Origin of the sequence: Beijerinckia sp. L45, assembly GCF_009765775.1 — a bacterium.
Classification (GTDB): domain Bacteria; phylum Pseudomonadota; class Alphaproteobacteria; order Rhizobiales; family Beijerinckiaceae; genus RH-AL1.
This window is the reverse complement of the sequence record NZ_LMUU01000215.1, coordinates 127,957-154,292: the sequence shown is the minus strand read 5'-3', so window position 1 is coordinate 154,292 and position 26,336 is coordinate 127,957. Positions and strand designations below refer to the sequence as shown.

At 66.2% G+C, this 26,336-nt stretch carries 23 protein-coding genes and 1 riboswitch; of the genes, 18 read left to right on the top strand and 5 right to left on the bottom strand.

The annotated features are described in order from the left end of the window. Positions 1-164: 164 nt before the first annotated feature. Positions 165-1,658 (bottom strand): efflux transporter outer membrane subunit, encoded by a 1,494-nt coding sequence (locus GSQ79_RS22770; protein ID WP_158811054.1) that lies wholly within the window; start codon positions 1,656-1,658, stop codon positions 165-167. 447 nt (positions 1,659-2,105) lie between these two features. Between GSQ79_RS22770 and GSQ79_RS22765 the strand changes: the two genes are divergently transcribed. Beyond that, positions 2,106-3,650 carry a cryptochrome/photolyase family protein gene (locus GSQ79_RS22765; RefSeq protein WP_158811053.1) on the top strand — a complete coding sequence of 515 codons (1,545 nt, stop codon included), beginning with the start codon at positions 2,106-2,108 and terminating at the stop codon, positions 3,648-3,650. A gap of 98 nt (positions 3,651-3,748) precedes the next feature. Next, complete coding sequence (locus GSQ79_RS28845) at positions 3,749-3,922, top strand: hypothetical protein (RefSeq protein WP_174243258.1); 174 nt, start codon at positions 3,749-3,751, stop codon at positions 3,920-3,922. Here the strand turns inward: GSQ79_RS28845 and GSQ79_RS22760 are convergent. After that, positions 3,919-4,158 (bottom strand): hypothetical protein, encoded by a 240-nt coding sequence (locus GSQ79_RS22760; RefSeq protein WP_158811052.1) that lies wholly within the window; start codon positions 4,156-4,158, stop codon positions 3,919-3,921. The two genes, GSQ79_RS28845 and GSQ79_RS22760, sit on opposite strands and share 4 nt — an antisense overlap. A 142-nt stretch (positions 4,159-4,300) precedes the next feature. On the opposite strand from GSQ79_RS22760, the gene GSQ79_RS22755 reads away from it, so the two are divergent. From GSQ79_RS22755 to GSQ79_RS22740, 4 genes are all read left to right on the top strand, one after another. After that, on the top strand, positions 4,301-4,543 hold the full coding sequence (locus tag GSQ79_RS22755) for a hypothetical protein (protein ID WP_158811051.1): 243 nt from the start codon (positions 4,301-4,303) through the stop codon (positions 4,541-4,543). A 409-nt stretch (positions 4,544-4,952) separates the two neighbouring features. After that, positions 4,953-5,906 carry an acetyl-CoA carboxylase carboxyltransferase subunit alpha gene (locus tag GSQ79_RS22750; RefSeq protein WP_158811050.1) on the top strand — a complete coding sequence of 318 codons (954 nt, stop codon included), beginning with the start codon at positions 4,953-4,955 and terminating at the stop codon, positions 5,904-5,906. Positions 5,907-6,074: 168 nt separating this feature from the next. Then, the gene (locus tag GSQ79_RS22745) at positions 6,075-7,334 is read left to right on the top strand and encodes a L,D-transpeptidase family protein (RefSeq protein ID WP_368669967.1); all 1,260 of its coding nucleotides are present in this window, start codon (positions 6,075-6,077) and stop codon (positions 7,332-7,334) included. 199 nt (positions 7,335-7,533) lie between these two features. Continuing rightward, entirely contained in the window at positions 7,534-9,960 is a 2,427-nt protein-coding gene (locus GSQ79_RS22740) for a bifunctional diguanylate cyclase/phosphodiesterase (RefSeq protein WP_158811048.1), read from the top strand. A 57-nt stretch (positions 9,961-10,017) separates the two neighbouring features. Here GSQ79_RS22740 and phaR read toward each other — a convergent pair whose 3' ends face one another. Beyond that, positions 10,018-10,653: a polyhydroxyalkanoate synthesis repressor PhaR gene (phaR, locus tag GSQ79_RS22735; protein WP_158811047.1), complete on the bottom strand. Its 636-nt coding sequence runs from the start codon at positions 10,651-10,653 to the stop codon at positions 10,018-10,020. Positions 10,654-10,893: 240 nt separating this feature from the next. Between phaR and GSQ79_RS22730 the strand changes: the two genes are divergently transcribed. Then, positions 10,894-12,069 (top strand): acetyl-CoA C-acetyltransferase, encoded by a 1,176-nt coding sequence (locus tag GSQ79_RS22730; RefSeq protein WP_158811046.1) that lies wholly within the window; start codon positions 10,894-10,896, stop codon positions 12,067-12,069. A 101-nt stretch (positions 12,070-12,170) separates the two neighbouring features. Further along, on the top strand, positions 12,171-12,896 hold the full coding sequence (gene phbB, locus GSQ79_RS22725) for an acetoacetyl-CoA reductase (RefSeq protein ID WP_158811045.1): 726 nt from the start codon (positions 12,171-12,173) through the stop codon (positions 12,894-12,896). Positions 12,897-12,925: 29 nt separating this feature from the next. Here phbB and cobD read toward each other — a convergent pair whose 3' ends face one another. Then, positions 12,926-13,927, bottom strand: a complete 1,002-nt coding sequence (cobD, locus tag GSQ79_RS22720) for a threonine-phosphate decarboxylase CobD (RefSeq protein WP_158811044.1) — start codon at positions 13,925-13,927, stop codon at positions 12,926-12,928. A 110-nt stretch (positions 13,928-14,037) separates the two neighbouring features. Then, positions 14,038-14,250, top strand: a riboswitch (cobalamin riboswitch). Positions 14,251-14,340: 90 nt separating this feature from the next. Between cobD and GSQ79_RS22715 the strand changes: the two genes are divergently transcribed. From GSQ79_RS22715 to GSQ79_RS22695, 5 genes are all read left to right on the top strand, one after another. Beyond that, positions 14,341-14,748, top strand: a complete 408-nt coding sequence (locus GSQ79_RS22715) for a DUF1636 domain-containing protein (protein WP_158811043.1) — start codon at positions 14,341-14,343, stop codon at positions 14,746-14,748. A 10-nt stretch (positions 14,749-14,758) separates the two neighbouring features. Next, the gene (locus tag GSQ79_RS22710) at positions 14,759-15,385 is read left to right on the top strand and encodes a precorrin-8X methylmutase (RefSeq protein WP_158811042.1); all 627 of its coding nucleotides are present in this window, start codon (positions 14,759-14,761) and stop codon (positions 15,383-15,385) included. Beyond that, positions 15,382-16,110 (top strand): precorrin-2 C(20)-methyltransferase, encoded by a 729-nt coding sequence (locus tag GSQ79_RS22705; protein ID WP_158811041.1) that lies wholly within the window; start codon positions 15,382-15,384, stop codon positions 16,108-16,110. The genes GSQ79_RS22710 and GSQ79_RS22705 overlap by 4 nt, the downstream gene beginning before the upstream one ends. Then, complete coding sequence (locus GSQ79_RS22700) at positions 16,107-16,976, top strand: DMT family transporter (RefSeq protein ID WP_158811040.1); 870 nt, start codon at positions 16,107-16,109, stop codon at positions 16,974-16,976. Before GSQ79_RS22705 ends, GSQ79_RS22700 begins: the two co-directional genes overlap by 4 nt. Positions 16,977-17,204: 228 nt before the next feature. Then, on the top strand, positions 17,205-17,426 hold the full coding sequence (locus GSQ79_RS22695; RefSeq protein WP_158811039.1) for a hypothetical protein: 222 nt from the start codon (positions 17,205-17,207) through the stop codon (positions 17,424-17,426). Positions 17,427-17,542: 116 nt separating this feature from the next. Here GSQ79_RS22695 and GSQ79_RS22690 read toward each other — a convergent pair whose 3' ends face one another. Further along, positions 17,543-18,547 (bottom strand): nitronate monooxygenase family protein, encoded by a 1,005-nt coding sequence (locus GSQ79_RS22690; RefSeq protein WP_158811038.1) that lies wholly within the window; start codon positions 18,545-18,547, stop codon positions 17,543-17,545. Between the two features lie 205 nt (positions 18,548-18,752). On the opposite strand from GSQ79_RS22690, the gene GSQ79_RS22685 reads away from it, so the two are divergent. From GSQ79_RS22685 to GSQ79_RS22665, 5 genes are read left to right on the top strand one after another with little or no spacing between them, the layout of a single operon-like run. Continuing rightward, on the top strand, positions 18,753-20,402 hold the full coding sequence (locus GSQ79_RS22685; RefSeq protein ID WP_158811070.1) for a long-chain fatty acid--CoA ligase: 1,650 nt from the start codon (positions 18,753-18,755) through the stop codon (positions 20,400-20,402). Then, positions 20,399-20,983, top strand: a complete 585-nt coding sequence (locus GSQ79_RS22680) for a MerR family DNA-binding transcriptional regulator (RefSeq protein ID WP_246725514.1) — start codon at positions 20,399-20,401, stop codon at positions 20,981-20,983. The genes GSQ79_RS22685 and GSQ79_RS22680 overlap by 4 nt, the downstream gene beginning before the upstream one ends. Positions 20,984-21,028: 45 nt before the next feature. Beyond that, complete coding sequence (locus tag GSQ79_RS22675) at positions 21,029-22,165, top strand: thiolase family protein (protein ID WP_158811037.1); 1,137 nt, start codon at positions 21,029-21,031, stop codon at positions 22,163-22,165. Further along, positions 22,165-24,492, top strand: coding sequence for a 3-hydroxyacyl-CoA dehydrogenase/enoyl-CoA hydratase family protein (locus GSQ79_RS22670; protein ID WP_158811036.1), 2,328 nt, complete (start codon positions 22,165-22,167; stop codon positions 24,490-24,492). The genes GSQ79_RS22675 and GSQ79_RS22670 overlap by 1 nt, the downstream gene beginning before the upstream one ends. Before the next feature lie 11 nt (positions 24,493-24,503). Beyond that, positions 24,504-26,294 carry an acyl-CoA dehydrogenase C-terminal domain-containing protein gene (locus GSQ79_RS22665; protein WP_158811035.1) on the top strand — a complete coding sequence of 597 codons (1,791 nt, stop codon included), beginning with the start codon at positions 24,504-24,506 and terminating at the stop codon, positions 26,292-26,294. Positions 26,295-26,336: the final 42 nt, after the last annotated feature.

Here is a 26,336-nt window from a genome sequence, read left to right as displayed (position 1 = left end):
GACCGCCGGGCTGATCCTTGGTGTAATTGCCGCCGGTGATGATCGGCGACAAGAGGAAGGCCACGGCCGCGAGAACGGCCGTCCAGGCGATGATGCGCCACAGACGTTTCATATTGGCCGCTCCGATTTAGACCTGGGAAACACGGTAATGCCGAACTCTTCCATCATGAACCGCTCTTGACCTTGACGGCATAAGCGCCGCCGAGCGCCTGATAGAGGGCGACCGCTTCGGTCAGCCGCGACAGGCGCACCTGCGTGAGCGTGTCCTGGGTCGTGAACAATGTCTGCTCCGTTTGCAGCAAAGTTACGACATCGAGGACGCCGTTCTTCAACTGATCTTCCGACAATTCATAGGCTTTTCGCGACGCGACAAGAGATTCCCGGGTCAATTCTTCTTGTTGGGCAAGAAGTCGCAGCGCGGTCAGCGCTTTGTCGACATCGGAGAAGGCTGTGACGACGGTTTTCTTGTAATCCGCCAGCAATTCGTCCTGCCGCCCCTTCACCTGGTCGAACTGACCTTGCAGCAGGCCGCCGTCGAAGATCGGCTGCGCCAGGCTGGCTGCGGCCGAGTAGAAGGTCGAGGCCGGCGAGAACAGCGTGCGCAGGGCCAGGCTCTCGAACCCGCCTTGCGCCGTCAAGGTAATGGTCGGGAAGAAGGCGGCGCGCGCCGCGACCAGGCTGGCGTGTTCCGACGACAACAGGAACTCGGCGTTTTGGACGTCGGGTCGCTGGGTCAGGACCTCCGACGGGATGCCCGGCGCGATCACCGGGACATGCGCATCGAGCACGCTCTTGCCCGCGACGTCGACACGCTCCGGCGCCCGGCCGAGAAGGATCGCCAGCGCCGCGATGTTCTGATCGACGGTGACCTGCAACGGCGGAATCGAGGCTTTGAGGTTGGCAACGAGCGCCGCCTGCTGCGCCTCCTGCAGGGAGGTCGCGGTGCCGAACTTCACCCGATCCTGGATGAGCTTGAGGATGCGGCTCGAGTCCACCACGTCCTGCTTGGCGAAGGCGATGCGCTCCCGCGCCGAGAGGATCGTGTAGTAGGTCGTCGCCGTCGAAGCGAGCGACGTAAGGGTGACCGTCTGGCGATCCCAGCGGCTTGCGGTGGCGTTGTCCTGCGCGGCGACGAAGGTCGCGCGGTTCTTGCCCCAGAAATCCAGCTGATAGCTTGCCGAGAACGAGGCGATGAGATCGTTGCGCGGACCGCTGCTGAACGACGAGCCGAGGCCGCTGGCCGCAAGGCTCGCGGACGAACTGGAGGTCGATGTCGAAGACGCCGATCGGGTGAAGGAGTCGCTGGCGCTGATCGAGGGCAGCAGCGCGGCACCGGATTGGCTTGCCTGTGCATCGGCCTGTTTGACCCGGCCGATCGCCGCCGCGATGTCGAAGTTGGCGATCTCCGTCTCTTCCATCAGCCGGGTCAATTCGGCCGAGCGGAAGCCGCTCCACCAATCGGTGGCGTGATCCTGGAGCCCGCCGGTCTTCCCGGCATAGCGGTACGCTGATGGCACATCGAGCGCGACGTTGGGCGTCACCGCGGCGGGCACGCAGCCGGCGAGGAGCACGGCGACCGTTGCGAGCGCAAGCAGGCGGGACGCGGCGGCACCCCTCGACGTTGGGCCGGAATATCGCGTCGGGAGAACGCTATGCATCGATCGTCCGCCCATTGTGGTTCGGTGTTCACGTTCGGCTGATGCCGGCGCTTGGGCCTCGCAAGGCCTGGCGCCGGTCCGGCCTTCGAGCCGCAGTGTTAAGACATTCGTCATAGGTTTGTTTTCAGACGGGGCATAGCGGCCAAACCGTGACGATGCACAGGCGCGAGACGGGTTGGCGCGGTGGCGTGGTTCTGAGGCCACAATGGCCGGATTGCTTTCACCTCTTCGTGCGCGGTCGCCCGGCACGGTCCGGACACATGCCCTACCCTCCTGAAATGAACGGCTGCCGGCGTTACCGGGCCGCAGCGCCCGGAGGCCTTCCCCCGTATAAGCCGACGGGCCGGCACAATTGGTCGCGGCGAACTCGCGGGGAAGTGATCCTATAGATGCAAGCCTGTTTGGCGTCCGTGCTGCGACCGCAGCCGGCCCACCGAAGGCTGATACGTGCCCAAAACCCTGCGTCTCGTTCTCGGCGATCAGATCTCCGACGGCCGATTGTCTTCGCTGCGCGACCTCGATTCCGCGACCGATACGGTGCTTTTCGCCGAGGTCCGCGCCGAGACCGACTACGTCAGGCACCACAAGCAGAAGATCGCCCTGGTGTTCGCCGGCATGCGCGGCTTTGCCGAGCGGCTCCGCGCGCAGGGCGTCGGCGTGCGCTACGTCGGCCTCGAGGATGCCGACAACACGGGATCGCTGATCGGCGAGGTGCGTCGCGCCCTGGCCGAAGCGCCCTTCGACCGCGTGGTGGTGACGGCGCCCGGCGAATACCGGCTAATGGACGCTTTCGAGGCCTTCGCCGCGGCCTCCAACGTCCCCTTCCAGATCAGAGAGGATGATCGCTACCTCTGCAACGCCAGCGACTTCGCCGCCTGGGCGCATGGCAAGAGCGTGTTGCGGATGGAGCTGTTCTACCGGGTGATGCGGGTGCGTTACGGCCTGCTGCTCGACGCCGACGGCAAGCCCGAGGGCGGGGCGTGGAACTTCGACAAGGAAAACCGCAAGGCGATGCCGAAGCGGCTCACCCCGCCGCCGCACCGCTTCGTACCGCCCAACGCGATCACGCTGGCCGCGATCGCCGACGTCGAGCGGCTGTTCGCCGAGCATTTTGGATCCTGCGCCGGGTTCTTCTATGCGACGACACCGGCCGAGGCGGAGGGGGTCGTGGCGGATTTCCTCGCCACCATCCTGCCGGGCTTCGGCGAATACCAGGATGCGATGGTCCGCGGCGAGCCGTGGATGTGGCATGCGGTGATTTCCGCGGCAATGAACCTCGGCCTCATCGATCCGCTCGCCATCTGCCGCCGCGCCGAGGCGGAATATCGCGCCGGCCGCGCGCCGCTCAACGCCGTCGAAGGCTTCATCCGCCAGATTCTGGGCTGGCGCGAGTTCATGCGCGGGATCTACTGGCTGAAAATGCCGGCGTTCAAGGCGCTCAACGCGTTGGAGGCAAACCGCAAGCTGCCATGGTTCTACTGGTCCGGCGAGACGGCCATGGCCTGCATCAAGGATGCGGTGACCACGACGCAGGCCCACGCCTACGCGCACCACATCCAGCGCCTGATGGTGACCGGCAATTTCGCCATGCTGCTCGGGGTGCACCCGGACGAGATCAACGACTGGTACATGGTCGTCTATGCCGACGCCTACGAATGGGTGGAACTGCCCAACACCCACGGGATGGCGACCTTCGCCGACGGCGGCATCATCGGCTCGAAGCCCTATGCGGCCTCCGGCGCCTACATCAACCGGATGAGCGATTACTGCGGCCCGTGCCGCTACGACGTGAAGCAGCGAATCGGGCCCGACGCCTGCCCGTTCAACGCGCTGTACTGGGATTTTCTCGCCCGCAACCAGGCCTTGCTCGGCCGCAACATCCGCATGGCCATGCCCTACAAGACGCTCGAGCGCATGACCCCGGAGGATCGGGCGGCGATCGCCACGGAGGCCGAGCGGGTCAAGACGGAGTTCGGGGCGGTGCCACGATAAGTGCGCTTTCTTCAACCATGCGAAGCTTGGCCGCTCGTGCTCCGGCTTTTTATGCGCTAGGACACGCCTGAAGCGCCTGCAGCGCGAGGATCCAGCCGATGGCCGAGCCACCCGATACGTTCCAACGCGCGCCCAAGCGCAAGGCGGCAAAAGGCAAGCACGTATCCATGTCGCCCGAAGCCAAGCAGGCTTACGAGGTCATGATGAAAGAGCGCGACGAACGCGAAAAGGCCTACAACCGCCATCTGCCGCCGGACAGCACCCGACGCTAATCCGCCTTGACCGGCGCTGGCTTTTTGGCCGGCGGCGGCGTCAACACGGCCAGCGGTTGGGTCAACGTCCCGACGACGATACTGATGATGATGGCGATCACCGCCGCGGCGCCGGCCAGCGTCGACAGGTTTCGCGGTCCCCTGGCCTCGCGGTAAAACATCACGCCATAGCGGACAATGGCATAGAGGAAGACCACGCCCAGCCCGGCCAGGCCGACGAGCGACGCGTCGGTCACGAGATCGTTGCGGATCGGCACCTCCTCTGATCGTCTGGACTTGCGCCAGGGCGCGCCCGGTTTTATGGCGCTGCACGCTTAAGCCGGCGCCGTCTTTGGCCGGCGGCACGGACCCTCCGTTCTCATCGAGGCCAACCGAAACGTGACCCGCGGCCTCACCCTTGTTCTCAAGCTTCTCCTGGTCGCCGCCTTCGTGCCGATCCTGATCGGCGCCTCCGTCGGCCTGCGGCCGGCGCTTGTCGGCGTCTTTGTCGTCACGGCCGCCATCGCCTTGGCCAGCCTCCGTCTCTGGGCCTCGGATCGCTGGAAGCCGTTGGCCCTGCTCCTCGCCGCCGGGCTCTGTGCGGCGATCTGGGCGCTGGCCCTCGCGACCATGCAGCGCTGACCTGTTGCCGGACGGACACAACCGCGAACGTCACACCCGCCATTTTTGCGTCACCAGGCGTCACGCGTCACGATTTTCGGCCTTGCAGCATGCGGGGCCCACGCGATCAACATGCGCGCCGCGGCGTGACACGGCAAGACCCTGCGCTCGGCGTGATCGGGGCGACCCGACGTTTTACGCCTGCGACGTGTCCGATCGACAGGCGCGCGCCCCCATGCTGCGCATGGCCCCCTTCCCCGCTGACGCAGGGGAGGAGACGCCGGCTTTCCTCACCCGCGCAGGGGGAGGTGGACCGCCGATAGGCAGTGGAGAGGGCGCCGCGCCTCAATCGTAGCCACCACCGCGCCTCGCCTTGACTTGCCCGGGCAAAATCGCAAGGGTCCGCGCCTCCGCCACAACCCCCGGCCCCATGCGCACTTATCTCGACTTTGAAAAACCCGTCGCCGACCTCGAAGCCAAGGTCGACGAGTTGCGCGCCCTCGAGCTGAACGGGGAATCCGTCTCGATCGGCGAGGAGCTCACCCGTCTCGAGGCCAAGGCCACGAAGGCGCTCAGCGATCTCTACGCCGGCCTGACGCCGTGGCAGAAGACGCAGGTGGCGCGCCATCCGCAGCGCCCGCATTTCAACGACTATATCACCCACCTGGTGACGGACTTCACCCCGCTCGCCGGCGATCGCGCCTTCGGCGAGGACCAGGCCATCGTCGGCGGCTTCGGGCGGTTTCAGGGTCGCTCGATCTGCGTCATCGGCCAGGAAAAAGGCTCCGACACCGACAGCCGCATCAAGCACAATTTCGGCATGGCCCGGCCAGAGGGCTACCGCAAGGCGGCGCGGCTGATGGAGCTCGCCGACCGCTTCGATGTCCCGGTCCTGTCGCTCGTCGACACCGCCGGCGCGTTTCCCGGCGTTGACGCGGAGGAGCGCGGCCAGGCCCAGGCCATCGCCCATTCCATCGATGTCTGCCTCGGCATCGGCGTGCCGAACATCGCGGTGATCATCGGCGAAGGCGGCTCGGGCGGCGCCATCGCCATCGCCAGCTGCAACAAGGTGCTGATGCTGGAGCACGCGATCTACACGGTGGCCTCGCCCGAGGCCTCGGCCTCGATCCTCTGGCGCGAGTCCGGCCGCGCGGAAGATGCCGCCACCAACATGAAGATCACGGCGCAGGATCTGTTGCGCTTCGGCATCATCGACACGATCATCCCCGAGCCGGCGGGCGGGGCGCACCGCGACCGCGACCGCATTCTCTCGGCGACCGGCGATGCCATCGGAGCGGCGCTCGGCGACCTGGCAAGCTTCGATCGCGAGGCGATCAAGATGGCGCGGGCGGAAAAATTCCTGGCGATGGGCCGCAGGATCTAGGCGGCCTGCGCCGCCATCGCCCTGCCATCAAGCGACTGTTTAAGCTTCGTTTACGCCTGAGCGTGGATTGTCACGATCTTGCGGTGGCCCGCGTGTTGGGGTAAGCCGAAATTAGGAGGAATTTGCAACCCTCCTTAACAGAGTAGACCCCGTATGCGTTCCACTCGGTTGACCTTTTCTTTGATCTTTCGTCGCATCGGCCTCGCCGCCGTCCTCGCCTCATCCGCTGCGCTCCTCGCCGGCTGTGACGAAGGCGGCGTGAGCAGCGGCATGGAAGGGTCGGTGCGCGCCTCGCATCCGCTGTCGCCGGACATGCTGGCGCTGATGGAAAAGAAGGGCGTCACCAAGGAATCCCCGGTCCTCATCCGCACCTACAAGAAGGAAGCGGAATTCGAGATCTGGAAGATGAAGGCCGACGGGCAGTACACGCTTTTGCGCACCTATCCGATGTGTCGCTGGTCCGGTCAGCTCGGCCCGAAGGTCAAGGAAGGCGATCGCCAGCTCCCCGAGGGTTTTTACAAGATCACCCCCGGGCAGATGAACCCGAACTCGGCGTACTACCTCTCGTTCAACGTCGGCTATCCCAACGCCTACGACCGCGCCTGGAACCGCACCGGCGGCTCGATCATGGTGCACGGCGCCTGCTCGTCGGCCGGCTGTTTCTCGATGACCGACAAGCAGATCGACGAAATCTACGCGGTCGCCCGCGACGGCTTCGCCAGCGGCCAGCAGGCCATCCAGATGCAGTCGTATCCCTTCCATATGACGCCCGAGAACATGGCGAAGTATCGGGAAGATCCGAACATCGCTTTCTGGAAGCAGCTGAAGGAAGGCTCCGATCATTTCGAAGTGACCAAGCAGGATGTCCAGGTCGGCGTCTGTGCGCGGCACTACGTCTTCAACGCCGTGCCGGCATCCGGCGGCCATTTCGATCCCGTCGCCGCCTGCCCGGCGATGAAGCATGACGGCGGCATCGATGCCGATGTCGCGGCCAAGGCCGGCAAGGACGACGCCAAGGTCGCCGAGCTCGTGGCCGGCGGCTTGGCGGCGGTGCGTACGCTGTATTCCGACGGTGGGCAGAACCCGGAATTCGCCAAGGCCAACCTCGAGGACGTCAGCCGGCCCGAGGCGATCGCCGCGGGTCCGACGGACTGGCTCGTCGAGCCCAAGGGCAAGAAAGTCTCGCCCGTCGTGAAGGTCGCTGCGGCCAGGACGGCGAAGTCGACCATGGCCTCGAAAGTCAAGACGCCCGATGCGAAGGGTGGCGATCTGGCTGAGGGCGACGCCGACAGCAAGACCGGATCGGTGAAGAAAGCGGATCCGAAGGGTGCCTCCGACCACGGCGCGACACCGCGGCCGCAGGCGATGGCGACGCCCGCCAAAGCTGCGCCCGCTCAAGTCGCGGCGGGCGAAGCGATCCGGCCCTGAGATAAGGGGCAACGGCGCCGCGTCCGTCAGATCTGACGTTGCGGAAGCCTAAAAGGTACCAATTGATATCTATCGAACGTAATAGACGGTCGCAGCAATAGATTGTTCACGTCCGTGTGCCCGGGTGGAGGAAGGCTCCAAAGCTGCCGATCGTCGTGGCAGCATTGGAGAGCCTTCCCAAAGTCTCCGGAACCCATGAATGCGAATTCTATCCCGGAGACAGATCGAAACCGCCGTCGATCTCTCTCTTTCCGGATTGGCTCGGACTACAGCCACATCAAACCGCTATGTCCGCGAGACGCGCTCCGCGCAGCTCGATGAGACGTTCCGCCTCGCGAGATATTCCGCGGGGACGCCGATCGGCGTGGCGCTCGCGCTTATTCTGTTCTTCTGGAACACGACGGGCCGGCCCTTCGTCATCGCCCTTTCCGTGGCGATCGCCGTGATGGCTGTCCTGGCTGTCGTCGCCGTCCGCCTTTTCAGTTCTCGAGTCCGAAGCGAGAGGGCCGTCACGCTAGGCCATCGCATCGCCGCGGCCTTTGCCTTTCTGCTCGGCTCGATCTGGGGCTTTGTGCCGATCGCGTTGATCCCGGCTGCGGATGCCGACCACAGGATGGTCTTGGTCGCGACCGCCACGGGCGTCATCGCCGATGTCTATCTGATGGGCCCGATCCTCTCGGTCTGCCTGCTCTTCCTAATCCCGATGCTGATCGGCAGCTTCATCGGCGTGGCGATGATCGGCGATTTCGTCGGCGCCATGATGGCCCTCCTGCTGTCGATCTACGCGCTCTTTCTCGGTTTCACGATCAAGGACCTGACCGGGCTGTCGACCCAACGCATCCGCGACCGCGCCCGGGTCGCCGAGCAGAGCGAAACGATCGCCCTGCTTCTCCGCGAATTCGAAGAAAACACCAGCGACTGGCTTTGGGAAATCGATGCGCAGGGTCGCCTGCTGCAGGTTTCCGACCGTGCAGCGCAGGCGGCCGGGTGCTCGGCCGACGCGTTGCTGGGAGCCCCGTTCGAGGCGCTTTTTCTCGGTCAAGGGCATGGATCGACGATCGAGGACGCCGGCGCGCTCCGCGATTTCATCGCGTTGCGGACGCAGTTTCACGATCATGTCGTCGAAGTTCGCGGCCCTTCGCGCTCCTTTTGGTGGAAGCTCAGCGGCAAGCCGCTCTACGGCAAGGACGACCGGTTCAAAGGGTTTCGCGGCGTCGTTTCGGACGTGACAGCAGTCAAGGCCACGGACGCGCGCATCGCCTTCATGGCGAGCCACGACGCGCTGACGGGTCTCGGCAACCGCAATCGCTTTCAATTCCTCGCCACCCAGGCGTGCCGGGCGGCGGCGATGAAGGGAACGCCGTTCGGCCTCCTGTACCTCGACCTGGACGGCTTCAAATCGGTCAACGACACGTTTGGACACGAGACGGGGGACCGCCTGCTGCGAGAGGTCGCGGCACGGCTTCTGGCGCGCCTGCCAGCCGGCGCATCGGCCGCGCGGCTCGGCGGCGACGAATTCGCCATCCTGCACAGCGGCCCGGACGCCGCCGACGCGGCGGCGCTCGCCAAGAGCCTCGTCGAGAGTCTAGGCGCACCCTATTACTTCGATGGTCATTTCATCGAAATCAGCGTCAGCATCGGCATCGCGTCGGCGCCCAAGGATGCCGCCGATCCGAAAGCACTGCTCGCGAAAGCCGATCTCGCGCTCTATCGCGCGAAGGCCAACGGCAAAGACCGCTACGATGTCTTCGATGTCGCGATCGAGCACGCCATCATGGCGCGCCGCGAGCTCGAGACCGATCTCAAGCTCGCTTTGGCGCGCGGCGAGTTCGAGCTGCACTACCAGCCTTTGGTGTGCCTCGCCGATGGGCGGATCGTGGCGTTCGAGGCTTTGCTGCGCTGGCAGCATGAGATCCGCGGCATCGTCGCCCCCACCATCTTCATTCCCGTCGCCGAAGCCATCGGCCTCATCAGTCCGATCGGAACCTGGGCGCTGACCCAGGCCTGCATGGAAGCGGCCCGCTGGCAATCGAAGGCGCGCGTCGCCGTCAATATTTCGCCGGTTCACTTTCGCCGCGCAGACTTCGTGCAGACCGTCCTGATCGCGCTCGAGCGGAGCACGCTCGCCGCGGGGCGCCTGGAAATCGAAATTACCGAAGGCGTCTTCCTCGAAAATTCGGCGGCGGCGATCGCCAATCTCAACCAGCTCCGCAAGATCGGTGTGCGCATCGCCATCGACGATTTCGGCACGGGGTTCTCGTCGCTGAACTATCTCATTCGGTTTCCGGTCGACAAGATCAAGATCGACCAGTCGTTCGTCCGCGACGTCATCAGCCGGCCAGCCTGCCTCGCCGTCATCGACGCGATCCTCACGCTGGCGCAGAAGCTGTCGATTTCCGTCACCGCCGAGGGCGTCGAGACGATCGAGCAGGCGGCGCTTCTCAAGCAGCATGGCTGCCACGACATTCAGGGCTTTCTGCTGAGCCCGGCGCGGCCGAAGGAGGACATCGACTTCATGCTGCGCACGATCCCACGGCGCCTCAACCATTATATGCGCGGCGCCGTCGGATCACGCCCGGCGCGCGGCGCCCAAAGTCATCTGCGCAAGGTGCCGAACGCTGTTTGATCTCGACCGCGGGACCATGACCAGCAGCCTCGAGGTAGGACTTGGACGGTCTCTCGATCAGTCTCGCGCGATCATCCCGTCGAGCCGCTTGTGAAGCTCGTCGAGCTGCTGCTTCAGCGCCTCGAACTCGTCGCGGGTCTGCGGCGCCTGAGGCTCCGGCGCGGCCGGCGCAACGGGCGGCTTTGCCGGGGCTGCGGGCGCAGGTGCCATGCCCGGCGGCGTGAAGGCCGGGAACATCGACAGCGCCTGACGGAACATCGCCATGTTCTTGCGCGTCTGCTCCTCGATCTGGCCGATGATCGGCTTCGCCACATTGGCCAGCGGCGCCACGCCGAAGGCGTCGGCGCACTGATCGCGGAACGCGCCCTGCTCGGCTGTCAGCTTGTCCAGCGAGAATTCGAGATAGCTCGGCACCATCATCTGCATGCTGTCGCCGTAGAAGCGGATGAGCTGGCGCAGGAACGCGATCGGCAGCAGGCTCTGGCCGCCCTTGCCTTCCTGTTCGAAGATGATCTGGGTGAGAACCGAGCGGGTGATCTCCTCGCCGGTCTTGGCGTCGAACACGACGAAATCCTCGCCGCGTTTCACCATCACCGCGAGATCTTCGAGCGTGACGTAGGCGCTGGTCCCGGTGTTGTAGAGCCGGCGATTGGCGTACTTCTTGATCGTGATCGGTGACTTGTCGCTCGTCATATCAATCAACCTGCTTCCCAGACCGAACGCCACGGGGCCGCGGCGAAGATAGGCGTTTTGCGGCAATGCGAATACCTCAAATTGCTGCGCCGCAATCCGTCTTGCGACCTATCCCCCCGCCGGTCCGATCGGCTCGCTTGACCCACCGCGTTGTAAGGTGCTGAAGATGCCTTAACTAAGAGGCTGATGCCCGCAACCACGGCGCCCAACGGGCGCGGCGAAGCCAGGAGCGAAATTCCTATGTCGAGCGATATCGTCATCGTTGCTGCCGGACGCACCGCCGTCGGCTCCTTTAACGGCGCTTTTGCCAACACGCCGGCCCATGATCTCGGCGCAACCGTCATCAAGGCGCTTCTGGAAAAAGCCAACATCGATGCCGGCGATGTCGACGAGGCGATCTTGGGCCAGGTGCTGAGCGCCGGCCAAGGCCAGAACCCGGCGCGCCAAGCCGCGATGAAGGCCGGCATGCCGCAGGAAAAAACGGCTTGGGGTCTCAACCAGCTGTGCGGCTCCGGCCTGCGCGCTGTGGCGCTCGGCCAGCAGCAGATCGCCAACGGCGACGCCAGCATCATCATTGCCGGCGGCATCGAGAGCATGTCGCTTGCACCCCACGCCGCGTACCTGCGCGCCGGGACCAAGATGGGCGACCTGAAATTCGTCGACACGATGATCAAGGACGGCCTGATGGATGCGTTCCACGGCTACCACATGGGCACGACCGCGGAAAACATCGCGACCAAATGGCAGCTCTCGCGCGACGACCAGGACCAGTTCGCCGTGGCCTCGCAGAACAAGGCCGAGGCGGCGCAGAAGGCGGGCAAATTCAAGGACGAGATCATCGCCTTCACCGTCCCCGGCCGCAAGGGCGACACCATCGTCGACCAGGACGAATACATCCGCCAGGGCGCGACGCTGGAGAGCATGACCAAGCTGAAGCCGGCCTTCTCCAAGGACGGCACGATCACCGCGGGCAACGCGTCCGGACTCAACGACGGCGCCGCCGCTGTCGTGCTGATGAGTGCGGAGGAGGCCAAGAAGCGTGGCCTGACGCCGATCGCCCGCATCGCCTCCTGGGCGACCGCCGGCGTCGACCCGGCGATCATGGGGACAGGCCCGATCCCGGCCTCGCGCAAGGCGCTGGAAAAGGCCGGCTGGAAGGTCAAGGACCTCGACCTCATTGAGGCCAACGAGGCTTTTGCCGCGCAGTCGCTCTCGGTCAACAAGGACATGGGCTGGGATCCGTCGATCGTGAACGTCAACGGCGGCGCCATCGCCATCGGCCATCCGATCGGCGCGTCGGGCGCCCGCGTGCTGGTGACGCTGCTCCACGAAATGCAGAAGCGCGACTCGAAGAAGGGTCTTGCCACGCTGTGCATCGGCGGCGGGATGGGTATCGCGATGACGGTCGAGCGTTAGGCCGTTTCGCCAGGGATGAAAAGCCGGCGCCGCGGCGCCGGACACGATAGCGTTAAAGCGGGTCGCTAGAACCCGGTCATTCTTGGTCTGGGGGGAACGGAATGTCTCGAGTAGCGGTGGTGAGTGGCGGGTCGCGCGGCATCGGGGCGGCGATCAGCAAGGCGCTGAAGGCGGCGGGCTACACGGTGGCGGCGACCTATGCCGGCAACGACGCGGTGGCGGCGGCCTTCAAGGACGCGACCGGTATCGCCGTCTACAAGTGGGACGTCTCGAGTTTCGAGGCGTGCAGCGAAGGGCTCAGGCAGGTCGAGGCCGACCTTGGCCCGGTCGAGATTCTCGTCAACAACGCCGGCATAACCAAGGACGCCGCGCTTCACAAGATGAAGCCCGAGCAATGGTATGACGTCATCAATACCAACCTGAACTCGCTGTTCAACATGACGCGGCCGGTCATCGAAGGCATGCGCAACCGCGGCTTCGGGCGCATCATCAACATCTCCTCGATCAACGGCCAGAAAGGCCAGTTCGGCCAGACGAACTATGCCGCGGCGAAATCCGGCGACATCGGCTTCAGCAAGGCGCTGGCGCAGGAAAACGCCAACAAGGGCATCACCGTCAACGTGGTCTGCCCCGGCTATATCGCGACCGAAATGGTGCTGGCTGTGCCGCCCGAGATCATCGCCAAGAACGTGCTGCCGCACATCCCCGTCGGCCGCCTCGGCGAGCCGGACGAGGTGGCGCGCTGCGTGGTGTTTTTGGCCTCCGACGATGCCGGGTTCATCACCGGCTCGACGCTGTCGGCCAACGGCGGGCAGCATATGTACTGAGGCGGCGCGGCTCGTCTCTGACGGGCCGTTCAGCCTGAGAACGCGGCAAGGACGCGGTCCAGCCGCACCCAGGCGTCCTCTGATTCGGGAAGGCCGAAGCGCAGCCAGGTGGGATTGTCGGCGAAGGGCCGCGTCAGAATGCCGGCCCGGGCGAGCGCATCGAACAGGCTGGCCGCCTGCGCGCTGGCGGCCAAGCGAAACAGCGGCGTGCCGCCAATCAGAGTCATGCCCGCGCCTGCGAGCAGCGCATCCAGCCGCGCCGCCTCCGCGACAAGTCGCGTTCGACTGGCTTGCACCCAGGCCGTATCGGCCAGCGCCCGCGCGCCGATCTCCAGCGCCGGCCCGCTGACCGCCCAAGGCCCGAGTGTGTCGCGCAGGACCGCGGCGAGGTCGAGCCGCGCCACCGCGAAACCAAGCCTTAGGCCGGCGAGGCCGTAGAATTTTCCGAACGAGCGGAGCCCCAGCATCCGTGCCGCGGGCAGATGCGGCACGACGCTATGGCCCGGAGGCAGCGCATCCACAAAAGCTTCGTCGACCACCAAAGCGCCGACCTCGGTGCTCAACGCCACCAGCGCTGCAGGGTCAACGAGCCGCCCGTCGGGATTGTTTGGATTGACCACCACCGCCACGTCGGCCCCGGCGAGGTCGCCTAACGCCGCGACGACCTGCACCGCAGCCCCTGCGGCCGCAAAAACCCGGGCATATTCGCCGTAGGTCCGTCCCAGAATCCTGATGTCGCGGCCGGCAAACAGCGCCGGCAGACGCTGGATGATCGCCTGCGTGCCCGGCGCCGCCACCACCGCGACGCCGGGCGGGCAGCCGTAGCGCCTCACCGCCGCAGCCTCGAGCCCCGCCAGCGCCGCCGCTTCCGGCAGGCGCGTCCACGCATCGACCGGCAGCGCTCCCACGGGATAGGCCTGCGGGTTGATCCCGGTCGACAGGTCGATCCACGGCTCCGGCGCGTCCGGAAAGGCCGCGCGCGCCGCATCGAGCGCCCCGCCATGGTGAGCGAAGCGCATTGCGGTCGTCATATCATGCGTCGAAGGGATGGCAGCGCTCTCGGTCACGGGGCGAACGCCGCCTTGTGAGCCGGGCGCGGCCTTCCGGCAAGCGCATTGACACCCAAACCCCCGACGCCCTACACCAAGCCCCTCTCGATGGTCCCCTCGGGGTCAAAAGGGAATGTGGGGCCCTCGCGGGCCATGAGCCACAGCTGCCCCCGCAACTGTAGGTGGGAAGCTTGGGCGCCATTTTGCCACTGGAGCCGCGTCGGCGCGAGCCGGACGGTCTGGGAAGGCGGCGTTCCGGCGACGATCCACGAGCCAGGAAACCTGCCGTCTCCCTTGCGCGTGCTCCCGGCGGGGTGTCCAGGAGCCCTCGGCTGCTGTTCTCGTGTGACAGCGCGCGCTCCTCACCCCTGCGCCTGACGCGCGGGAGTTTTGAAATGACGACGGCAATCCAAGACCTGGCCCCCACCCCTGCCCCGATGACCCTCTACGTCTGCACCACCTGCCGGGACGCCGACCATGTCGTCGGCCAGGGCGCGCCCTGCGCCGGCGCGCGCCTCTTCGCCGCGATCACCGCCGCGCCCGCCGATCCCGCCATCACGATCGTGCCGGTCGAATGCCTCAGCGTCTGCAAGCGGACCTGCGCCGTCAGCTTCGCCGCGCCGGGCAAGTGGACCTATGTCTATGGCGATATGCCCGCCGAAACCGCAGCCGAGACGATCCTGCTCGGCGCAAAAATGTATGCCGAGGCCAAGGACGGGCTGATCCCGTGGAAACAGCGCCCCGACGCCCTGAAGAAAGGCGCCGTTGCCCGCATCCCGGCGCTGCCGAGTCCGGCTCCATGAGACCCGCCGCATGACCTTCGACTACATCCGCGACGGCGCGGAAATCTACCGCCGCTCCTTCGCCATCATCCGCTCCGAGGCGGCGCTTTCCCGTTTCACGCCGGATGAGGAGCGGGTCGCGGTGCGCATTATCCACGCCTGCGGCATGGTCGAGATCGCCGACCACATCCATTTTTCAACCGGCGCGGCAACCGCGGGTATCGCGGCACTCGCCGCCGGCGCCCCGATCCTCTGCGACGCCTCGATGGTGGCGGACGGGGTGACCCGCGCCCGCCTGCCGGTCGCCAACCCCGTGATCTGCACGCTGCGTGACCCGCAGGTGCCGGCGCTGGCCCAAAAGCTCGGCACGACACGCACGGCGGCGGCGATGGAACTCTGGCGCGACCATCTCGACGGCGCGGTGGTGGCGATCGGCAACGCGCCGACGGCTCTGTTTCGGCTGTTCGAGATGATCGACGCCGGCGCGCCGCGCCCGGCCCTCGTCGTCGGCATTCCCGTCGGCTTCGTCGGCGCGGAAGAATCGAAAGAGGCGCTGATCGCCCGGCCCGACCTCGCCTCCATCGTCGTGCGCGGGCGGCGCGGCGGCAGCGCCATGGTGGCCGCCGCCGTCAACGCCCTGGCGAGTGCTGCCGAGTGAGTACCGGCCGCCTCTACGGGATCGGGCTTGGGCCCGGCGATCCCGAGCTGATGACGCTGAAGGCCGTCCGCTGCCTGCAGGCGGTTTCGGTCGTTGCCTATTTCGCCAAATGCGGCAAACGCGGCCACGCCCGCACCATCGCCGACCACGTCATGCCGGCGGGCTGCGCCGAGGTGCCGATGGTCTACCCCGTCACCACCGAAATCCCGGTCCACCACGCCGATTACGCCGCCTGCCTCGCGCCCTTCTACGAGGAGCAGGCCGCGACGCTCGCCGCGCATCTCGACGCCGGCCGCGACGTAGCGCTGCTCTGCGAGGGCGATCCGCTGTTCTACGGCTCGTTCATGCACCTCTATATCCGCCTGCGCGCGCGGTTCGCGGTGACGATCGTGCCGGGCATCAGCGGCATGTCCGGCTGCTGGAGCGCGGCGGGCCTGCCGATCACCTGGGGCGACGACGTGCTGACCGTCCTGCCCGGCACTTTGTCTGCCGACGCGTTGCGCGACAAACTCGCCGGCAGCGACGCCGCCGTGATCATGAAGCTCGGCAGCAACTTTGCCAAAGTGCGCGCCGCGATCGACGCCGCCGGGCTGCTCGACGAGGCCGTCTACGTCGAGCGCGGCTCGATGCAGGACGAGATCGTGCTGCCGCTGCGCGACAAGCACGATGGTGTGGCGCCCTACTTCTCGATCATTCTCATTCCAGGACATGGACGCCGACCTTGACCGAAAGCCGTGCGGCGAAATTCATCCCCTGGCTTTTCGTGCTGCTGTGGGCCAGCGGCTTCATCGTCGCGCGCCTGGTGCGCCCCTACGCCGAGCCGGAGAGTTTTGTCTCCCTCCGCTTCGCGCTGAGCGCGGTGGTGCTTTTCGTCATCGCCACGATCGGCGGCGCGCACTGGCCGCGCACGGCGCGCGGCTGGATCAACGGATTGATCGCCGGGGCGCTGATGCAGGGCGTCTACGTCGGCAGCGTGTTCTGGTCGGTCAAGAACGGTTTGCCGCCGGCGCTAGCCGCGCTGATCTCGGGACTGCAACCCCTGCTCACCGGCATGCTCGCGACGCCGCTGCTCGGCGAGCGCGTCGGCCGCACCCGCTGGATCGGCATCGCCATCGGCTTCGCCGGGGCCGTGCTGGTGATCGCGCCGAACCTTTCGGGCACCACGGCCGTGCCGCCGATCGCCGTGGCCGCCTGCACGTTCGGCATGGTCGGCATCACGCTCGGCACGATCTGGCAGAAACGCATCGGCGGCCTCGCCGATCTGCGCAGCGGCGCCTCGCTGCAATTCGTCGGCGGCCTGCTCGTCACGGTGCCGCTGATGCTGGCGACGGAACACGGCCACGTCGGCAACAATATCAACGTGTGGGCCGGTCTCGCCTGGGCGGTGCTGGGCCTGTCGGTGGTGACCACCATGCTGCTGCTGTGGCTGATCAAGGGGGGCGCGGTGGCAAAAATCGCCTCGCTGTTCTACCTCGTGCCGCCGGTGACCGCGCTGATGGCGTTTGTACTGTTCGGCGAGGCGCTGGCGCCGATCCAGTTCGTCGGCATGGCGGTCGCGGCGGCCGGCGTGGCGATCGCCAACCGGGGTTGAGGCAACCCCGTCTTTGCGAGCCGAAGGCGAAGCAACCCAGGGGCGGCTGCGTCTACGATGCCATATGTTGCTCCTGGGTTGCTTCGCTCCGCTCGCAATGACGACGCCGTTCCAGCCCCCCACACACTTTTAATACCCCGTCCTTCCGCCCCCGCTCGAACCCCTACGCCCTCGTCGTTATCTCAAGCGCCGTGACGCACAGGATGCGTCGGTCACAGCGGTTCGAACATGCTTGAAGGCTCGGAATCTCCGGTGGTTCCCATAAGCGCGGACGCGCATCAGTTTCTTGTCGGCCAGGACGCGCAAGGTCACTGGCTTGCGGTCGAGACTCACGGGCTCGGCGGCGGGATTTTTATCACCCGCGACGCAGCGCTGCATTACGCGCTGAGCGAAACCGGCAAGCGGCCCGGCGCAGTGAGCTTCGCGCCGCTGCCGATCACGCTGGGGTAAGCGTCGCAGCCTTGCCGCTGTCATCCTGGGGCTCGCCGACGGCGAGAACCCGGGATCCATGCACACCGTGTCGACCGGAAATACACCACGATGCAGACCGTCCTGCATCGACGGTTTCATGGATCCCGGGTTCGCACCTGCGGTGCGCCCCAGGATGACAAAGCCGTCTGTCCCGCCAGCCCGCGGACCGCGGCCTCGTACTCCGCCACCAGCCGTGCGACCCGCACCCCGGCCGGCACCACGGCATCCACCACGCCGATCCCCTGCCCCGCCCCCCAGATGTCGCGCCAGGCTTTGGCGCCCGCAGCGCTAAAATTCATCGTCGACGCGTCGGCCTCCGGCAGCGCGTCGGGGTCGAGGCCGGCGTTGACGATGGAGCGGCGCAAATAATTGCCATGGATGCCGGTGAACAGGCTGGAATAGACGATGTCGCCGGCCTTGGCGTCGACCACCGCCTGCTTGTAGTCGACGCTCGCCCGCGCCTCGTCGGTGGCGATGAAGGGCGAGCCGATGTAGGCGAAGTCCGCGCCCGCCGCCTGCGCCGCGAGGATCGACGCGCCGGTGGCGATGGCGCCCGACAGCGCTAGAGGGCCATCAAACCATGCGCGGATCTCCTGCACCAACGCGAAAGGCGAGAGCCGCCCGGCGTGGCCGCCGGCGCCGGCCGCCACCGCGATCAGGCCGTCGGCGCCTTTCTCGATCGCCTTGCGCGCGAAGGCGACGTTGATGACGTCGTGCAGCACGGTGCCGCCGTAGCTATGCACCGCCTCGTTCACGTCGGCGCGGGCGCCGAGCGAAGTGATGACGATCGGCACCTTGTGGCGCACGCAGAGCGCGACGTCGTGCGCCAGGCGGTCGTTCGATTTGTGCACGATCTGGTTGACCGCAAAGGGCGCGCTGGGCCGCTCCGGATGCGCGGCGTCGTGCGCCGCGAGTTCGTCTCGGATCTGGCTCAGCCATGCGTCCAGAACCGCCGCCGGACGGGCGTTGAGCGCGGGAAACGCACCGACAATGCCGGCCTTGCACTGGGCGATCACCAGCTCCGGGCCGGAGAGGATGAACAAAGGCGCGCCGATCACCGGGATCCGCAGGCGGCCCTTGAGATGCGCGTCGAGTGTCATGTGCGAAGCTCCCCTTTGCGGACCGCGCCGCGTGCGTGATAGCGCCGGTTTTGCACCCCGACGACACCTGGACGAACGGATGAGGCCGGGGCCATTCCCATAGGCCGGCGCGAGGCGTATGTAGGTTACCCTATACGTCAACCCGCCGCGTACAAAAACCAATGCGGACCGGGGTGCTGTCACGAAACGGACATGCGCGATGAGGATGAGCCAGCCCGCAATGACGCCGACGCTGCAAGGCGCGGCGCATGACATCCTGACCGATGCGGTCCGCCATTATGCGCGCCGGCCGGCGGTGGATTTTTTCGGCCGGCATTGGACCTATGGCGAGCTCGGCGTGCTGGTCGATCGCGCGGCGGCCGGGCTCCAGGCGATCGGCGTCGTCAAAGGCGACCGCGTCGGCCTCTGTCTGCCCAACACGCCCTATTCCATCATCTTCTACTTTGCCGCGCTGAAAGCCGGCGCGATCGTCGTGAACTACAATCCGCTCTACGTGACGCGCGAACTCGACCACCAGATCCGCGATTCCGGCACATCAGTCATGGTGACGATCGACATCGCCGAGATTCACAACAAGCTCTTGTCGATCGCCGCCACGGCGGGCTTGCGCAAAATCGTGCTGTGCCCGCTGGCCGGCGCCCTGCCCTTCACCAAGGCGGCCCTCTACCGCCTGATCAAGCGCAACGAGATCGTCCGCCTGCCGCGCGACGGGCTGCATGTCGATTACGCGACATTGATGACGAGCGGCGCCGCGCCGACGCCTGTGATCATCGAGCCCGATGACATCGCGGTGCTGCAATATACCGGCGGCACCACCGGCACGCCGAAGGGGGCGATCCTCACCCACGCCAATGTCGTCGCCAACTGCGAGCAGGTCGTCGGCTTCACGGACCTGCTGCGGCCGGGCGAAGAGCGGCTGCTGGCGGTGCTCCCGTTCTTCCACGTCTTCGCGATGACGGTGGTGATGAACGTCGGCATCGCTATCGGCGCGGAAATCATTCTGCTGCCGCGTTTCGTTCTCACGCAGTGCCTGAAGACGCTGGTGCGCCGCAAGGCGACGATGTTCCCGGCGGTGCCGACGATCTACGCGGCCATCGCCAAAGAGGCGGAGAAGGCCCGCTGCGACCTGTCTTCGATCCGCTTCTGCATTTCGGGCGGCGCGCCGCTGCCGATCGAAACGCGGCACCGCTTCGAGGCGCTGACGGGATGCCGCGTGATCGAAGGCTACGGCCTCACCGAGGCCTCGCCCGTGGTCTGCAGCAGCCTTGTCACCGGAGACGTGCGCGAAGGCTCCGTCGGCATCCCGATGAAGGATACCGTGATCGAGATCCGCGATCTCGTCAGCGGCGAACGCGTCGACGCGGCCGGCGAGAAGGGCGAGATCGTCGTCAAGGGCCCGCAGGTCATGCGGGGCTACTGGAACAAGCCCGGCGACACCGCCGCGGTCCTGGAGGACGGTTTTCTGCGCACCGGCGACATCGGGTACCTCGATGCGGACGGCTATCTCTTCATCGTCGACCGTATCAAGGACGTGATCCTTTGCGGCGGCTTCAACGTCTATCCGCGCGTCCTGGAGGAGGCGCTATACCAGCACCCCGGCGTCGCCGAGGCGGTGGTGATCGGGCTGCCCGACCCCTATCGCGGCCAGGTGCCCAAGGCGTTCGTGGTGCTGCGCGACGGCCATGGCGACGTGACGCCCGATGCCCTGAAGGCCTTTCTCACCGGTTACGTCTCGAAGATCGAACAGCCGAAGGCGATCGAAATCCGGACCTCGTTGCCGAAGACGTTCGTCGGCAAACTGTCGAAGAAGGAGCTGGTCGAGGAAGAGCGCATGCGGGCGGAGCAGCCGGCATGACGGTTCTCCCCATCAAACAGGTCCGTCTCATCAAACCGTCGGGCTCGGACGAAAGATCCGCCGCCAACGCCCAAGAAATCGCCCGATCGCCCGGTGCCGTCAAGGGATCTGCCATGGCCGCTTTTGCCGAAACCGAAACGCCGACCGTGCTCCACGATGACCGGTTCGCCACCGTGACCGAACTCGCGCGGGAACTCGACATCACCGCTCGCGCGTTACGCTTTTACGAAGACAAGGGGCTGATCACGCCGCGCCGCGTCGCCAACGCCCGCATCTACTCGAACCGCGAACGGGCGCGGATGATTTTGATCCTGCGCGGCAAGCGGCTGGGGTTCAGCCTGCGTGAGATCAAGGACTACCTCGACCTCTACGACGCCGATCCCAAGCGCATCACCCAGACCCGGGCGCTGCTGAAGAAGATCGAGATCCGCACCCAGCAGCTCGAGGAGCAGCGCGTCGCGCTCGATCAGGCGCTGATCGGCCTGAAGGAATTGGAACAGGACGCTTTGGCGGTGCTCGCCAAGGCGGAGCGGCAGCCGGAGAGCCGCCCGACGCTCAAGCGCGACCCCGTCGCGATCTAGTCATTCCCTATGGCGCCTCGCGCCGCGACGAGCAGGACCACGACCATGCAGAACATCGTCATCGCCGGCTATGCCCGATCCCCTTTCACGCTCGCCAAGAAGGGCGCGCTGACCCGCGTCCGTCCCGACGATCTCATCGCCGACGTCGTGCGGGCGCTGGTCGCGCGCACCGGGATCAATCCCGAGGACATCGAGGACCTGATCCTCGGCTGCGCCTTCCCCGAGGGCGAGCAAGGCCTCAACATGGCGCGCCTCGTCGCGCTGCAGGCGGACCTGCCGATCACCGTCGGCGGCGCCACGATCAACCGTTTCTGCGGCTCGTCGATGCATGCGGTGCATATCGCGGCCGGGCAGATCACGATGGGCGCGGGCGAAGCCTTCATCTGCGCCGGTGTCGAGAGCATGACGCGGGTGCCGATGGGCGGCTATAATCCGATGCCCAACCCGGCGCTGGCGGCCAAAATGCCCGGCGCCTACATCGGCATGGGCGACACCGCGGAGAACGTCGCGCGCAAATGGCAGATTACCCGCGCCGCCCAGGAGGCGCTGGCCGTGCGCAGCCATAAGCGGGCCAAGGATGCCCAGGATGCCGGCAGCTTTGCCGCCGAGATCGTGCCGATCAAGGCCAATGGCGGGATGGTCGATACCGACGGCTGCGTGCGGCCAGACACCACGGCGGAAGGCCTCGCGGCGCTGAAGCCGGCCTTCGACCAGGAGGGCTCGGTGACCGCCGGCACCTCCTCGCCGCTGACCGACGGCGCCGCCGCGATCCTGCTGTGCAGCGAAGGTTACGCGCATCGCCACGGCCTCGAACCGCTGGCGCGGCTGAAGAGCGTCGCCGTCGCCGGCTGCGCGCCCGACGTGATGGGCATCGGCCCCGTCGCGGCGACGCGCAAGGCGCTAGCCCGCGCCGGCATCACGATGGACGCCATCGAGGTCGTCGAGCTTAACGAGGCCTTCGCCGCGCAGGCGCTGGCCTGCATCCAGGAGCTCGGCATCCGCGACGAGACGCTGAACATCGACGGCGGCGCGATCGCGCTCGGCCACCCGCTCGGCGCGACCGGCGCGCGCATCGTCGGCAAGGCGGCGAGCCTGCTGAAGCGCCACGGCGCCCGCTACGCTCTGGCGACGCAATGCATCGGCGGCGGCCAGGGTATCGCCACCATCCTGGAGGCGATATGATGAGCGAGATCAAAAAGGTCGCGGTCATCGGCTCCGGTGTGATGGGCGCCGGCATCGCGGCGCAGATCGCCAACGGCGGCGTCCCGGTGCTGCTGCTCGACATCGTGCCGAAGGATGCCATGGACCGCAACGTCGTCGCCTCCGGCGCCGTCGCGAAGATGCTGAAGACCGATCCCGCGCCCTTCATGTCGGAGCGCGCCGCCAAGCTGGTTGCCGTCGGCAACATCGAGGACGACCTCGAAAAACTCGCCGACTGCGATCTCATCATCGAAGTCGTCGTCGAGCGGCTCGACATCAAGCAGGCGCTGTATCGCAAGATCGATGCGGTGCGCCGGCCAGGCACGCCGGTATCCTCGAACACGTCCACCATTCCGCTGAAAAATCTTGTCGAGGGCATGCCGGACGCTTTCGCCCGGGATTTCCTCATCACGCACTTCTTCAATCCACCGCGCTACATGCGGCTGCTGGAAATCGTCGCCGGTCCCAAGAGCGATCCGGCGATGGTGGCGGCGGTGTCGCGGTTCGGCGACGTGGTTTTGGGCAAAAGCATCGTGGCCTGCAAGGACAGCCCCGGCTTCATCGCCAACCGGCTCGGCGTGTACTGGCTGCAGGTCGGCGTGCTCCAAGCGATGGATCTCGGCCTAACGGTGGAAGAAGCCGACGCCGTGATGGGCAAACCGCTCGGCATTCCCAAGACCGGCGTGTTCGGCCTGATCGATCTCGTCGGCCTCGACCTGATGCCGCACATCAACGCCAGCCTCGCCGCCACGCTGGCGCCGGACGACGCGTTCCACGCGACGCTGCGCGACGTGCCGCTGATTACCAAGATGATCGCCGAAGGGTATATCGGCCGCAAGGGCAAGGGCGGGTTCTACCGGCTCGATCGCAGCGCCGGTCGTAAGGACAAGCAGTCCATCGACCTCGCCACCGGCGACTATCGCGCGCCGCTCAAGCCGGACCTTCCCGAGCTTGCCGGTGCAGAGAAAAACCTGCGCAAGCTGATGGCCTCCGACAGCAAGGCCGGCCAATACGCCTGGGGCGTCATCGGCCGTGTGCTCGCCTATGCCGCGAGCCTGGTGCCGGCGGCCGCCGACGACATCACCGCCATCGATGACGCGATGCGGCTCGGCTACAACTGGAAGCTCGGGCCCTTCGAACTGATCGACAAACTCGGTGGCGCCTGGCTCGCCGAGCGTCTGGCGGCCGACGGCATCGCCATCCCGCCGATCCTCAGCGTTGCCGGGGACAAACCGTTCTACCGCGTCGAAGCCGGCAAGCGGCAGTATCTCGGGCTCGACGGCACCTACCGCGATCTCGTCCGACCCGAAGGCGTGATCCTGCTGGAGGATATCAAGCTGGTGTCGCAGCCGGTGCTGAAGACGAGCTCAGCGGCGCTGTGGGACATCGGCGATGGCGTCGCCTGTTTCGAGTTCACCGGCAAGGGCAACGCCATCGACCAGGCGGCGATGACGCTGCTGCACAAGTCGATCAAGGTGGTGTCGGACCAATTCAAGGCGCTGGTGATCTACAACGAGGGCTCGCATTTTTCGTTGGGCGCCAACCTCGGCCTCGCGCTGTTTGCGGCGAACATCGCGGCCTGGAGCGAGATCGAGACGCTGATCGCCACCGGCCAGGACATTTACAAGGCACTGAAATATTCGAAGTTTCCCGTCGTGTCGGCGCCGTCCGGCATGGCGCTCGGCGGCGGCTGCGAGATCCTGCTGCATAGCGATGCGGTGCAGGCGCATGCCGAGACCTATACCGGGCTCGTCGAATGCGGCGTCGGCCTGATCCCCGGCTGGGGCGGCTGCAAGGAAATGCTGACGCGCTGGAAAGCCAACGCGCGAATGCCGAAGGGTCCGATGCCGACGCCGGTCAAGATCTTCGAGATGGTCTCGACCGCAACCGTCTCGAAATCCGCGGCGCAGGCACAGGACATGCTGATTTTGCGCGCCGGCGACGGCATCACGATGAACCGCAACCGCCTGCTCGCGGACGCTAAGGCCAAGGCCCTCGCGCTCGCCGAGGCCTACGTGCCGCCACCAAAGCTAGAGCCGATCAATCTGCCGGGCAGCGCCGGGAAACTCGGGATGACGATGGCCGCGGCCTCGCTCCACAAGCGCGGCCTCGCAACGGATCACGACGTCACCGTGTCGGGGGCGCTCGCCGACATTTTGTCCGGCGGCGCCTTCGACCCGATCGATCCGGTGACCGAGGAGGATATTTTGAAGCTGGAGCGGGCCGCCTTCATGCGGCTGATCAAGACGCCGGAAACACTCGCCCGCATCGAGCACACGCTCGAAACCGGCAAGCCGCTGCGAAACTGAGGAGCCACCCCATGCAGACCTACAAGGCGCCGGTGCGCGACATGCGGTTCGTGATGCACGAGCTCTACGACAGCGGCGAGCTCGCCGAAAAGCTCGGCTATGCCGATGTCAACGAAGAGCTGATCGACACGGTTCTGGAAGAAGCCGCAAAGCTCACCGAAGGCGTGCTGTTTCCGATCAACGCCTCGGGCGACGTGGAAGGCTGCACCTACGAGAACGGCGTCGTCCGCACCCCGAAAGGTTTTAAGGAGGCCTATGATACGTTCCGCGACGGCGGCTGGACCTCGCTGGCGGCGGACCAAAAGTACGGCGGCCAGGGCCTTCCGGAAAGTCTCGCCAAGCCGGTCGAGGAGATGATCTGTTCCGCCAACATGTCGTTCGGCCTTTATCCCGGCCTGACCCATGGCGCCTATGTCGCGCTGGAGGCCTATGCCAGCCAGGAGCTGAAGGACCGCTATCTCCCTAAGATGGTGGATGGCACCTGGAGCGGCACGATGTGCCTCACCGAAGCCCATTGCGGTACCGATCTCGGCCTGCTGCGCACCCGCGCCGAACCGCAGGCGGACGGCAGCTACAAGCTCGAGGGCTCGAAGATCTTCATCTCCGCAGGCGAGCATGATCTCACCGAAAACATCATCCACCTCGTGCTCGCGCGCATGCCGAACGCGCCGAAGGGCGTGAAAGGCATCAGCCTGTTCCTGGTGCCGAAACGACTGCCGACCGAGGACGGCCGCGCCGGGGCGCGCAACGGCGTCACCTGTGCCGGCCTCGAGCACAAGATGGGGATGAAGGCCTCCGCCACCTGCCAGATCAACTTCAACGACGCCCAGGGCTGGCTCGTCGGCGAGCCGCACAAGGGCATGCAGGCGATGTTCACGATGATGAACAGCGAGCGCCTCTCCGTCGGCATCCAGGGCCTCGGCGTCGCCGAAGCCGCCTACCAGAGCGCCGTGGCCTATGCCAAGGACCGCCTTCAGGGCCGCGCGCTGTCGGGCCCCAAGCATCCGGACAAGCCCGCCGATCCGATCATCGTGCATCCCGACGTTCGCAAAATGCTGATGACGATGCGCGCCGAGATCGAAGGCTGCCGCGCGCTGGCCGGCTGGGTCGCCCGTGCGCTCGACCGGGTGGAAAAGTCCGACGATCCCGCGGTGCGCCGCGAGGCCGATGATCTCTGCCAGCTGATGACGCCGATCGTGAAGGCGCTGTTCACCGACATGGCGTTCCAGAACGCGAGCCGCGGCATGCAGGTCTACGGCGGCCACGGCTACATTCGCGACCACGGCGTCGAGCAGTATGTCCGCGATTCCCGCATCGCGATGATCTACGAAGGCACCAACGGCATCCAGGCGCTCGACCTCGTCGGGCGGAAGATGCCGGCGCATGCCGGGCGCTACCTGCGCGCCTTCTTCCATCCCGTCAGCGCCTTCATCGAGGAGAATCAGACCGATCCCGCGATGGGCGACATGGTCAAAAGCCTCGGCAAGGCGTTCGGCGCGCTGCAGCTGGCGACCGGCCATATCGCCCAGGCCGGCATGAAGGACCCGGAGGAAGCAGGTGCCGCGGCGAGCGACTATCTCCGCCTCTTCGGGCTCGTTGCGCTGGCCTACATGTGGGCGCGGATGGCGAAAGTGTCGCTGGCGGCGCTGCCGAAGGCCAATGGCGAGGCTGGATTCTACCAAGCCAAGCTGGTGACCGCGCGGTTTTACTTCGAACGAATTCTGCCGGAGGTCGGCTCGCTGCTGATGGCGATCAAGTCCGGCAAAGGCGCCGTCATGGCGCTGGACGAAGCCGCATTTTAAACCGGCGGCTCTATCCTTCGGCGTAGCAGCATTCTGTGCCGG